The sequence below is a fragment of the Geobacillus thermopakistaniensis genome (assembly GCF_000498995.1).
GTDB lineage: Bacteria > Bacillota > Bacilli > Bacillales > Anoxybacillaceae > Geobacillus > Geobacillus thermoleovorans.
On the sequence record NZ_AYSF01000067.1, the window covers coordinates 56418 to 68681 of the forward strand.

Annotated in this window: 11 protein-coding genes; 10 read left to right on the forward strand and 1 reads right to left on the reverse strand. The window is 52.7% G+C overall.

Going from position 1 to position 12264, the window contains the following annotated elements; genetic code table 11:
• Positions 1-279: 279 nt before the first annotated feature.
• The 5 genes from T260_RS125880 to T260_RS125860 all read left to right on the forward strand — a co-directional run bounded on the left by T260_RS125880 (position 280) and on the right by T260_RS125860 (position 7423).
• Positions 280-1620, forward strand: a complete 1341-nt coding sequence (locus tag T260_RS125880; protein WP_023634284.1) for an N-acetylmuramoyl-L-alanine amidase family protein — start codon at positions 280-282, stop codon at positions 1618-1620.
• Between the two features lie 240 nt (positions 1621-1860).
• Positions 1861-3234: a UDP-glucose dehydrogenase family protein gene (locus tag T260_RS125875; protein ID WP_023634285.1), complete on the forward strand. Its 1374-nt coding sequence runs from the start codon at positions 1861-1863 to the stop codon at positions 3232-3234.
• Between the two features lie 256 nt (positions 3235-3490).
• Positions 3491-4819 (forward strand): helix-turn-helix domain-containing protein, encoded by a 1329-nt coding sequence (locus T260_RS125870; protein ID WP_014196895.1) that lies wholly within the window; start codon positions 3491-3493, stop codon positions 4817-4819.
• Positions 4820-4975: 156 nt separating this feature from the next.
• On the forward strand, positions 4976-6205 hold the full coding sequence (locus T260_RS125865; RefSeq protein WP_023634286.1) for a Zn-dependent hydrolase: 1230 nt from the start codon (positions 4976-4978) through the stop codon (positions 6203-6205).
• 33 nt (positions 6206-6238) lie between these two features.
• Entirely contained in the window at positions 6239-7423 is a 1185-nt protein-coding gene (locus tag T260_RS125860) for a M20 family metallopeptidase (protein ID WP_023634287.1), read from the forward strand.
• A gap of 341 nt (positions 7424-7764) precedes the next feature.
• On the opposite strand, the gene T260_RS04570 is transcribed toward T260_RS125860, so the two are convergent.
• Positions 7765-8487, reverse strand: a complete 723-nt coding sequence (locus T260_RS04570; protein WP_011232705.1) for a PIN domain-containing protein — start codon at positions 8485-8487, stop codon at positions 7765-7767.
• A gap of 515 nt (positions 8488-9002) precedes the next feature.
• Here T260_RS04570 and T260_RS125855 point away from each other — a divergent pair.
• The 5 genes from T260_RS125855 to rbsD all read left to right on the forward strand — a co-directional run bounded on the left by T260_RS125855 (position 9003) and on the right by rbsD (position 12256).
• Positions 9003-9455 carry a VanZ family protein gene (locus T260_RS125855; protein WP_011232703.1) on the forward strand — a complete coding sequence of 151 codons (453 nt, stop codon included), beginning with the start codon at positions 9003-9005 and terminating at the stop codon, positions 9453-9455.
• Between the two features lie 86 nt (positions 9456-9541).
• Positions 9542-9658, forward strand: a complete 117-nt coding sequence (locus tag T260_RS1000000140330) for a DUF3789 domain-containing protein (RefSeq protein WP_013146530.1) — start codon at positions 9542-9544, stop codon at positions 9656-9658.
• Positions 9659-9966: 308 nt separating this feature from the next.
• Complete coding sequence (locus tag T260_RS125850) at positions 9967-10956, forward strand: LacI family DNA-binding transcriptional regulator (RefSeq protein ID WP_011232701.1); 990 nt, start codon at positions 9967-9969, stop codon at positions 10954-10956.
• The gene (rbsK, locus tag T260_RS125845; RefSeq protein WP_011232700.1) at positions 10953-11846 is read left to right on the forward strand and encodes a ribokinase; all 894 of its coding nucleotides are present in this window, start codon (positions 10953-10955) and stop codon (positions 11844-11846) included. Before T260_RS125850 ends, rbsK begins: the two co-directional genes overlap by 4 nt.
• Entirely contained in the window at positions 11846-12256 is a 411-nt protein-coding gene (gene rbsD, locus T260_RS125840) for a D-ribose pyranase (RefSeq protein ID WP_011232699.1), read from the forward strand. Before rbsK ends, rbsD begins: the two co-directional genes overlap by 1 nt.
• Positions 12257-12264: the final 8 nt, after the last annotated feature.

A 12264-nucleotide genomic window follows, 5' to 3' on the forward strand; every position in this document is an offset into this window, starting at 1 on the left:
TTCTGCGTGTTTCTTCATGGGGACGGCTTATCCATTCGGACATCGGTTAGAGAAGCGATGGTGGTATGTCGGCCGTAGCTGGATGGTTCGACTGGGTTGCGCGTTGTGGCTGCTGTCGTGTGAAGAGGCATCATGCAGAAAAAGGAGAGCTATTGTCGGTTGATGGATGCCGCCCCGCTAGTTTTGTCGAGCGGTTTTCCCAAGTGACAGACAGGAAATTCCCCGTTGTGCGCGAACGATATAGTAGACAAATTGGAGACAACGGGGGAGGGAATGCGCATGAGGCGAGGAACATGGCTCGCCCTGTTGTTTTGTTTGCTATGGCTGGCTGCGGCTGCTTGGCCGGTGGGGGCGAAAGGGGAGAGTGGGAAAACCGCTCAGTTGGCGGTGGTGACGGCGGATCAGGTGAACGTCCGCCAAGGGCCGGGGGTGCCATACCGTCCATTGGCGAACGTTCACCGCGGCGAGGCGTATCGGCTGATCGAGGTCAAGGATGGATGGGTGAACATCGAGTGGAAACCGAATCGAACCGGGTGGATCGCCGCGCGGTACGTCGCGTTGGCAAAAGAGACGGCCATCGTGCAAGAAAACCGACTCCGCCTTCGACAAGAGCCGAGCCGAGATGGGCGAATTATCGGGCATTTGGCGCGGGGAGAAACGGTATGGGTCATCAAGGAAGATGGGGAATGGACGGAAGTGATCGCAGACGGTGCGATCGGCTGGGTGTCTTCAGCATACCTCACTGCGGCTCGGGAGTCATCGATTTCGCATCAAACCGGAATCGTCAACGCCAGTTCGCTCAACGTTCGGGCTGAGCCGTTATTGAAGGCAGCGCGCGTCGGACGCCTTGTCCGTGGTGAAGAGGTCGAGATTGTGGAAAAGAAACCGGGATGGTACAAAATTGCCTCCCAAACAGGGCTTGATGGGTGGGTGTCATCCGCATATGTGCAGGTAAAGGGTGGACAAGCTAATGAAAAGGAAGCGGAAGCGCCCCAGTCGGCTGACCGCTCGCTGCTTTCAGCCATCGCGCCTAGCGACTCCCGCCTTTATGTAGACAGCTGGACGCGCGGTCCTGTTCAGGCGCTGGCCGGAAAAACGATCGTTCTTGACGCTGGCCACGGAGGCAAAGACGGCGGGGCCCAAAGTGTCGATGGCATCAAGGAAAAGGAGTTGACGTTGGAAACCGCCAAGCTTCTGAAAAACAAGTTGCAATCTTACGGCGCCCGCGTCGTGCTGACGCGCTCTAGCGATGAGTATGTGCCGCTGTCCGCGCGCGTGGCGATGGCGCGCCTGTATCAAGCGGATGCGTTTATCAGCCTGCATTATGACAGCGCAGATGACCAACAGGCGAGCGGCATCACCGTTTATTATTACGACCGTTTTGCCGATTACGGCTTAGCGCAATCATTCGAAGACCCGCTTTCCCGATTGGCCGCACTGCCTTTCCGCGGCGTTGCGTTTGGCGACTATTACGTGCTGCGGGAAAACGACAGACCGTCTGTATTGCTTGAGCTCGGCTATGTAAGCAACCGCACAGATGCGGCGACGGTGGCGACAGACGACTATCAGGAAGCGGTGACGACCGCGATTGCGGATGCGGTTCGGCATTATTTTGAATAAGGAATGATGGTGGAGAAATCGTTGATCGGCGGTCTGTTCGTTTTTGTGATCAATCGGCCGTCATCAAGCAAACGGAAACACGCCGCGCAACCGGGGGGTGGCTCCTCCCGGTTTTCTTTTGGCCGCAGAGCACAACCGGTGAACTCAGCGGCTAGGCGAAAACAATGAAAATCCCCAGGCGATTCGCTATAATGAGAACAAGCGACGATAGCGCAATGGATCAAAAAGGTGTGAGGAACGATGAAAATCACGATCGCCGGGGCGGGGTATGTTGGGCTTGTGACCGCCGCCTGCCTGGCTGATAAAGGTCATGATGTCATATGCGTGGATGTCAATGAGGAAAAAATTCGGCGGTTGAATGAAGGAATCGTCCCCATTTATGAACCGGGGCTCGAACCGCTCATCCAACGGAACAGCGCCCGCCTTCGCTTTACCACAGACGATGCGGAAGCGTATCGATGGGCGGAAGTGATCATGGTCGCGGTCGGCACCCCGCCGCTGCCGGACGGATCGGTCAAGCTCGATGACGTATGGGAAACGCTGCGCCGCATCGCCGCGTCGGCCGAACGCGACTGCCTTGTGGCCATCAAATCGACCGTGCCAGTCGGTACGGGAGACGAAGCGGCTCGCTTTTTGGCGGAACACGGACGCGGCGGGGTGCGTATCGATGTCGTTTCCAATCCGGAGTTTTTGTCACAAGGAACGGCGGTGCGCGATACGTTGCAGGCGCCGCGCATTGTGTTAGGCGTCGAATCGGAGAGAGCTGAGCGGATAATGAAGGACCTCTACGCCCCGTTTGCGCTCCCGTACATTGTCACCGACCGCAAAAGCGCAGAGATGATCAAGTACGCTGCCAATGTGTTTTTGGCGCTGAAAATTTCGTACATCAACGAGATCGCCAACGTATGCGAGTTGGTAGGGGCCGACATTCAGGCGGTGGCGGAAGGAATCGGCATGGATCCGCGCATTGGCCGCCGCTTTTTGCGCGCCGGCGTCGGCTACGGCGGCTCTTGCCTGCCGAAAGATACGAAGGCGCTTTATGCGTTGGCTGCCTCCCATGGCTATTCGCTCAAAACCGTGTGGGCGGCGATGGACGTCAATGAGAAACAAAAATGGAAGCTTCTTGACAAAGCGCGTCCGCACATCGGAGATTTTCGCAACCGGACTGTTGCTGTGCTTGGCGCCGCATTCAAGCCCGGCACTGACGATGTGCGCGAATCGCCGGCATTGGCGAACATCGAACGGCTCATTGCCGAAGGAGCCGACGTGCGCGTCTGGGACCCGGCCGCCCTCGGTCATGTCTCGCGCCGTTTTGGCGATGCGGTTGTTTGTTGCGAGACAATGGAGGAAGCCATTCGCGGCGCGGATGTTTGTTTCATTTTCACCGAATGGCCGGCTGTGCTGCAATTTGACCTTCACCGTTACAAGACGCTGATGAATCGGCCAATTGTGCTTGACGGGCGCAACTGCTACGACCCGAAACAAGCCGACGCCGCCGGCCTCATCTACGAGTCGATCGGTCGGCCGGTGGGGCATAGGCAGCTGAAAGTGGATCGGGCTGTTGACGTTCTCCAGTGCGCCTCAGCTGCCTTTTTCCACAAACAAAGTGAATAGGGATGCCGCTTAATTGTCCCGTTCGCATCGCCACGACGGCTTTTTTGTAAAAAAGGGAATAAGGCGGTCTGTCCGTTCGATGGAAGTGGGATAGTAGACATGCCGGCGGGCGCGGGGCATCAATCGCCGTTTCAAAGAAAGAGAAGGTTATGTTTCCAGTGGTTTTATGGGAAAACGTGGGGTCGTGGCCCGCCACTTTGAAAGCGGAGACAGGCGGGGAAGAGAGCGGCTGAAGAAGCCGTCTTTTCCCACCGCTATGGGCAGGCGGCAAAAGGAGGGATGTATCATCCGCATTCGCTTAGGTCTGTTTGGTGCGGACGATTCGCTGTCAATTATTCAGGCGGTGGCGCAAGAGTACAAAGAGCTTGTTTGCGTTCCCGTTGTGTATTGGGATGAAAGTGAAGTGATCGATTTGATCCGCCCGCTCGCGTCAGAAGTTGATATGTGGCTGTTTTCCGGACAAGTGCCGTATTCGATCGTCAAGCAGTCCAGTGAGGTCGATGCGCCGCTGTTTTATGTGCCACATATTGGTGCCAGCTTGTACCGCACACTGCTGCAGGCGCACTATACGGAGCAGATTCCGGTCAGCCGGCTTAGTTTTGACACGTACGAGCGCCGCGAAATCGAACGGCTGCTCGAAGAGGCGGGCATCGAGGAGCCGATTCCATACGTCAAGCATTACGAGGGAGGCATTTCGGCCCAGGAACTGTCCGACTATCATTACACCCTTTGGAAACAAGGGAAAACGGAAGCAGCGGTCACCTGTTTGCGGACAGCCCATCTCGAACTGGAGAAACTCGGAATGCCGGTGTATCGGGTATTGCCTGCCCGCTCGGCGGTGGAAGCGGTCATCCAAACCATCATTCGCACCGGACAGATGCTGCAGGTGCAAGATGCGCAAATCGCCGTGCAAATGATTGAAGTCGATGCGATGCAGGCGGCCTCCCCAGAGACATTTTCGACCGATGACATATATCGTTTGGAGATGAAGACAACGGAAAAATTGCTACGGTATGCAAAAAAAGTCCAAGGGTCGCTGAAAAGCGCCGGGCCGGGCCGCTATGTCATTTTTACGACAAGGGGCGCATTAAAAGAGATCACCGATGGCTATAAAACGGTCCCCTCGGCGGAGGAGACGGAGCTCTTGTACAGCGAGGTCATCGCGTGCGGAATCGGCATCGGCCGAACGGCGTATGAGGCCGAAATTCAGGCTGGGAAGGCGTTTTTGCATGCGAAACAAAGCGGACGGGGTGCGTGGATGGTGGTGTTTGATGACGGAACGATCTCGGGTCCGTTAGGAAAAAGTGTGCACCTCCGCTATTCGCTCGGCGGCGGAGAACTGCGGCAGCTGGCGGAGCGGACGGGATTAAGCGCCGCGACGCTCTGCAAATTGAAAGCAATATTGCAAAAACGAGGAACCAACGAGATCGAAGCGCATGAGTTGGCCTCTTACATGGGGATTGTGCCGCGCAGCGCCCGCCGGATTTTAAACCAATTGGAGACCGTGGGCCTTGCCGAAGTGGCCGGGGAAACAAACCCGTATCCGCGCGGGCGTCCGCGCAAAGTATACCGCATTTTCTTATAATTGCTCGATCAGCTTCTGCCTTTAGCGACAGGCAGAAGTTTTTTGTTGTCTTGAAGGCGTTTGTATTATTTGTATTATTTGAAAATTTCCTCTGTTTCCATTATAATTAAGGACATATCCGAAAATTATCCGTAATTGGCGTGAGGGGAGGATAGCTTGATTCAAGGGGAACGTCTTTGGCAACGGCTCATGGAACTAGGGGAGGTCGGCAAGAAACCAAGCGGCGGCGTCACGCGCCTCTCGTTCACTGCTGAAGAGCGGAGGGCGAAAGACTTGGTCGCTTCCTACATGCGCGAAGCCGGGCTTTTCGTATATGAAGACACGGCTGGCAACTTGATCGGACGGAAAGAAGGGGCGAATCCGGATGCCCCGGTCGTCCTTGTTGGATCTCATCTCGATTCGGTTTACAACGGCGGCTGCTTTGATGGACCGCTCGGGGTGTTGGCCGGCGTGGAAGTTGTTCAGACGATGAACGAGCACGGGGTTGTGACGCACCACCCAATTGAAGTAGTGGCGTTTACGGACGAAGAAGGAGCGCGCTTTCGTTTCGGCATGATCGGAAGCCGGGCGATGGCGGGGACGTTGCTGCCGGAAGCGCTCGAGTGCCGCGACGCGAACGGAATTTCTATTGCGGAAGCGATGAGACAGACGGGGCTTGACCCGGACCGTTTGCCGCAGGCAGCACGAAAACCAGGAACGGTGAAAGCCTATGTCGAACTGCACATCGAACAAGGACGGGTGCTGGAGGAGGCTGGTCTTCCAGTTGGCATCGTCACTGGCATCGCCGGGCTGATTTGGGTGAAGTTTATCATCGAAGGAAAAGCGGAACATGCCGGAGCGACGCCGATGTCATTGCGGCGCGACCCGATGGCGGCAGCCGCCCAGATCATCACAGTGATCGAAGAGGAAGCAAGACGAACAGGGACAACGGTCGGTACTGTAGGACAGTTGCATGTATATCCGGGCGGTATTAATGTCATTCCGGAACGGGTCGAATTTGTGCTCGATTTGCGCGACTTGAAGGCTGAGGTGCGCGATCAAGTATGGAATGACATAGCCTCGCGGGCAGAGACGATCACCAAGGAGCGGAACGTTCGCCTCACGACCGAGCGACTGCAAGAAATGGCGCCGGTGTTATGTTCCGAGGTGGTGAAACAGGCCGCGGAAAGAGCGTGCAAGCAGCTCGGGTATCCGCCGTTTTGGCTGCCGAGCGGCGCAGCCCATGACGGCGTACAGTTGGCTCCGATTTGCCCGATCGGGATGATTTTTGTCCGCTCCCAAGACGGGGTGAGTCATAGTCCGGCGGAATGGAGTACTAAAGAAGACTGCGCCGTTGGAGCAGAGGTGCTTTATCATACGGTGTGGCAACTGGCCCAAGGGGAATAACGAAAAAGACAAACGAACAGGGGGAGACTATGGATGACAAAGGAAGAAATCAAACGGCTCGTCGATGAAGTGAAAACGGACGTCATCGCCTGGCGCCGCCATCTGCACGCCCATCCTGAATTGTCGTTCCAAGAGGAGAAAACGGCGCAGTTTGTTTTCGAGACGCTGCAATCATTCGGCCATCTTGAGTTGTCGCGGCCGACGAAAACGAGCGTCATGGCGCGGCTCATTGGCCAACAGCCAGGCCGGGTCGTCGCCATTCGTGCGGATATGGACGCCCTGCCCATTCAAGAGGAAAACACGTTTGAGTTTGCTTCCAAAAACCCAGGCGTCATGCATGCGTGCGGGCATGACGGCCATACGGCGATGCTTTTGGGGGCAGCGAAAATTTTCGCCCAGCTGCGCGATGACATTCGCGGTGAAATCCGCTTTTTGTTCCAACACGCGGAAGAATTGTTCCCGGGTGGGGCGGAGGAGATGGTGCAAGCCGGCGTCATGGACGGGGTGGACGTCGTCATCGGCACTCACCTTTGGTCGCCGCTTGAGCGCGGAAAAATCGGCATTGTGTATGGGCCGATGATGGCCGCACCCGACCGCTTTTTCATCCGCATCATCGGCAAAGGCGGCCATGGAGCGATGCCGCACCAAACGATCGATGCGATCGCCATCGGAGCGCAAGTCGTGACGAACTTGCAGCACATCGTCTCGCGCTATGTCGACCCGCTCGAGCCGCTTGTTCTGTCCGTGACGCAATTTGTGGCGGGTACGGCGCATAATGTCCTGCCTGGGGAGGTCGAAATCCAAGGGACAGTGCGCACGTTTGATGAGACGCTGCGGCGCACGGTGCCGCAATGGATGGAGCGCATTGTCAAAGGAATCACCGAAGCGCACGGCGCCTCGTATGAGTTTCAATTTGACTACGGCTACCGCCCGGTCATCAACTACGATGAAGTGACCCGCGTCATTGAGGAAACAGCGCGCGAACTATTGGGCGAAGAAGCCGTCGCCCGCTTGAAACCGAACATGGGTGGCGAAGATTTCTCCGCCTTTTTGCAAAAAGCGCCGGGCAGCTTCTTTTACGTCGGCGCCCGAAACGAAGAAAAGGGGATCGTGTACCCGCATCACCATCCGCGCTTTACGATCGACGAAGACGCGCTTGAGATTGGCGTGCAAATGTTTGTCGCCGCGACGTTGAAACTGTTGGCGGAAGCAGAGTAGGATGCTTCCGCTTTTTTGTACATCATAAAGGCGGATCGATATATTGCATCTCATATTTCGCAACCTTTGCATAATATACAAAAAATAACCAGAATATTCGCATAAAAATAATTTTTTATAAAAAATGTAAAATAATTAATTTTTATTCGGTCAAATCGGGCTTATTTCGAATTTTTATTCAGGGTGCGAAATGTGAGTTGCATGCTCTTTCTCTGTCGCTAATTCACATGGTTGAACTTGGTGTAGCTCACATGAGTGGATAAAGGAAATAAAGAGAGCATGGGGACTCTTTGCCTTCCTTAATGTTTGTTTTGGACTTCGATTCGATCAAGACGACAAGGCTAGGCGATTTTGACAATTTTTGTGATCGGTGCTAGGTCGAGGTCTTGGTTGTAAAGAGCGTGGACAAAATCGCCGTCAAGCGTAGCGAAGTAGTCATAATGATGATATGTTGCAATGGCGTAGTGCAAGGCATCATAGGCTTCGAGCTGAAGGAGCCGCATTTGAGCCAAGGCTAAATCTTGAATGTTGGCATCTGTTGTTAGGAATTCGATGCGGAAATGTTGCCTTATGGCAGATAAAAATTCATTATATCGATCAATGGAACTGTTGTAGAAGATTTGCAACTTGTTTCTTTGTGAGGGATAATTCATTTTCACGAATTTGATTAATTCTGAAATATTAATAGAAACGTTCTTCTTGTAGAATTTTGGAATATGTTTTTTCCAAACGTTATATAGGAAGGGTACGCTTTCTTCTAATTCTCCAAGGGGATGATTTTGGCGAGACTTTGAATGTAAATTGGATTGATTTTTATGGTAGATTTCTAATGGTAATAGAATTTCTTGAATGAATAAGTTATGTACCACTTCCCCAAATACATGTGTACTTATCCCTAATTTCGTTACACCTTCGTTATGCCATTTTTGAAGGATTTCACATACCTTATCTCCCCTTGGATCATCGGAGTCCATATAGGCCAAAATAAAACAAGCATCGATGTATATAGACGCTTGTCCAAAATGTTCATCTATGGCATCTTCATATGTCATCACAAACGACATAATCGGCTACCGTCCTTGTTTGTAGATGTCCACTAATTTTTTGCCAAAGGGAGAAGGTTTGGCTATTTTTTTTCGTAATTCGGCAAATGAAAGATCCTTATTCGGTTTGTTGGCCTGTTCCGTGCAAGATAGTGTCACCCTCATTTTCGTTTCCAAAGCGGAGGGCATATTGATCACCTCATTGATTCTCCTTTCTAAAAATTATAATGCTGGCCAGAAAAAATGTACAGATTTTTCTTTTACTACTATACCCTTGTTCATGAAAACATAAACACGGAGAGAATCTCCCTTAAAAGGGGAATGGGTGAAAGAAAAGGGGAACGGAAAAGAAGTCTTCTTTCCAGCCTGTGAGCGAACGATTTTAAAACAACGGTGAAGAAGCTTTCAAAAAAGAAAATGGAAAAATATCACCATCCCTGTTATGATGGTAAAGGGTTTAGCGAACAAGGTGTCTACTTTCGTTTGTTGTTTAGGTACCTTGTTTTGTTGGTAAAAAGGTGTTGGCAGGTGAAACGATGAGAGATTTCCTTTCCCGCTGGCTTCCTGTCATTCTCTGGTGTGTCGTCATTTACACGTTCAGCGAGTCTTCCTGGTTCACTGGGGCGAATACGGCGCATGTGCTGCAGATGATTTTATCGTACTTGCCGTTTGGCGGCGGGGATGAAGAGGGGCCGCCATTTTTGAACTTTTTGATTCGCAAAGCGGCGCATTTGACGGAGTTTGGCATTTTGGCCGCGCTTGTGTGGCGGGCGCTGTTGCCCAAGCGGTTTGCGTATGCAGGCGCTTGGCTGTTTGCGACCGCCTACGCGGCGACCGATGAGTGGCACCAATCGTTTGAACCAGGGCGGACGGCGACGCCAAAAGACGTGGCGATTGATTCGTGCGGGGCGCTGATTGCGCTTTTGATCGTCTTTGTTTGCCGCCATTGGTTAAGGACAAAGCATTGTGCGGTCAAACGCGGCGTATAATAGAATGAGCTCTCCCGATGTATCGGCTTAGATGTAAAAGGAAAGAATGGCAAATAACAAGTTTGCGAGAAAAGGGAGAGAGAGCCATGGTCGCGTTTATCGCGGGAATGTTTGTCGGCTCGTTCGTGATGCTCGTCATCATGAGCATGATGGTGGCCGCGAAACGGGCGGATGAAGCGAGCGAACGGTGGAGGGAAAAGTGAGAAGTCCCTTGCGGCAGGCAAGGGATTTTTTTTGAAAATGCTGTGCGATCATGTTTACGTCAGCTTGCAAAAAAGGCCGCACATTGTTTGAGAACCGCCGTGAAAGACCGGCGAAGCACAACGGATTCGAAAAGTTGAAGGGGATAAAATGATGTTTTTGTTGCAAAGTTTTTCAGTTTGAGAAACGTTGCTGGGGAGCAACATTTCCCCTTAAATCACTAGTATTTAAAAAAAGCTTGATGGCGCACAAAAAATAGGATATACTATGTGTAACCGGTTACACATAGACAGAAAAGAAGGAAGCGAACATGGCAACGATTCGTGATGTGGCAAAGCGTGCAGGTGTCTCCGTCGCCACCGTTTCGCGTGTGTTAAATCAAAATGGATATGTTAATGAGGAAACGGAAAGACGGGTTAGACAGGCGATGAAAGAGCTCAATTATAAACCGAATGAAGTGGCGAGAGCTCTGTTTAAAAAGACATCGAAAACAGTCGGACTCATTGTCCCTGATATTACCAATCCGTTCTTTCCCGAACTCGTTCGCGCGGTGGAAGATGTGATGAATATTTATGACTATACGGTCATTCTATGCAATTCCGATGAGAAAGTAGAAAAAGAACGAGAATACATCGAAGTGTTAAAGCAAAAATATGTGGACGGCGTCATTTTGACCACGAATCAGTTCGCGCCGGAAGAAGTCGAGGAATGGGATGTTCCGATTGTCGTGCTCGACCGTCCGTTGCATGAGCGTTATCCGTCGGTGGTCGCGGATAATTACGAGGGAGCTCGTTTAGCGACGCGGCATTTGTATGAAGTGGGCTGCCGGCGGATTGCCCATATTCAAGGGCCCAACCACGTGGTGAACGCCATGGAGCGTTTCCGCGGCTATCAAGATGAAATGAGGGCGTTAGGGTTGGGAGATCGTCAGCTCGTCATTCAAGGGAATTACCAGTTGAAGCAGGCGAAAGAAGCGGTGATGGCCGCGTTGGCTGAACATGATATGGACGGGATCTTTGCCGGCAACGACGCGATGGCGGTCGGTGCTTTGAAAGCGGTTCAGCAATGCGGGCTGCGGGTTCCGGATGATATTGCCATTATTGGCTACGACGGCATCCCGCTGACGGAAATGACAACACCCGAACTATCGACCGTGTCTCAGCCTATTTACGAAATGGGGGCCATGGCGGCAAGAATTTTAATTAAACAAATTGAGGGAAAGCCCCTTGAAAAGCTCCATTATCAACTTCCGGTTCAACTTGTGGTGCGGCAGTCGACGTCAAGGAGGGGATTGACTTGAACAAACCAACCATTACGGTGATCGGCAGCCTCAACATGGACTTAGTCACTGTGGCGGCGCGATTTCCAAACCAAGGAGAGACGATTTTAGGCGAACAGTTTCTCACCACTCCCGGCGGCAAAGGGGCGAATCAGGCGGTGGCAGCCGCCCGCCTCGGCGCCAACATTCGGATGATTGGCGCAGTGGGGGATGATGCGTTTGGTCAAGAGCTCATCCGTTCGTTACAAAATGAGGGCATTTCCGTCGATTATGTGAAACCGGTTACACATGGGAGTACAGGCATTGCTTCCATTACGATTTCTGAGCGGGACAATCGGATCATCGTCGTTCCTGGGGCGAATCATGCGCTTACGCCGGAAGATCTCGATTCATGTGAATCCGTGATCGCCGAAAGCGATGTTTGCTTATTGCAGCTCGAGATTCCGCTTCCCGTTGTGGAACGGGCGGTTTCGATCGCTCATCGCCATGGCGTGCGCGTCATCGTCAACCCCGCTCCGGCCCAGCCGCTGCCGCCGTCGGTGCTTGAGCAGGCGAGTTTCTTGACGCCCAATGAACATGAACGGACGATTTTGTTCGACAAGATGGACGAAGAAGCGTTTGCCGATAAGCTGATTGTCACCGAAGGGGCAAAAGGGGTGCGCATTTGGCAAGATGGACAAGAACGGCTCATTCCAAGTTTCCAAGTTCCCGTCGTGGATACGACGGGCGCGGGCGATACGTTTAACGGTGCGCTTGCCGTGGCGTTGGCAGAAGGGAAGCCGCTTGATGAAGCGTGTCGGTTTGCCAATGCGGCGGCGGCCTTGTCGGTGACGAAACTTGGGGCGCAAGCTGGGATGCCGAGACGGCAAGAGGTCGAATCATTTTTGTCCAGACAGAAGGAGAGTCACTGATGAAAAAAAGCGGGATTTTGAATAAAGAATTGAACACGCTGCTTGCCTCGCTCGGGCACACCGATACGATCGTGATTGCCGATTGCGGGTTGCCGATTCCGAACGAACAGGCGCGCATCGACTTGTCTCTCGTCAAAGGGTTTCCGCCCTTTTTATCCGTGTTGGATGCGGTTGTTGATGAATTGGAAATTGAAGCAATCGTACTAGCCGAGGAGATCAAAGACCAGAATCCGGATTTATACGAAAGCATCAGGGCAAGAATGGGTGGTGTGCCTGTGCAGTTTGTTCCCCACGAACAATTCAAAGCGATGACGAAGCAGGCGAAAGCGGTGATTCGCACAGGAGAGGCAACCCCCTATGCCAATATCATTCTGCGTTCCGGTGTAAGTTTTTCATCGAAAGATTTCTGAAGGAAAAG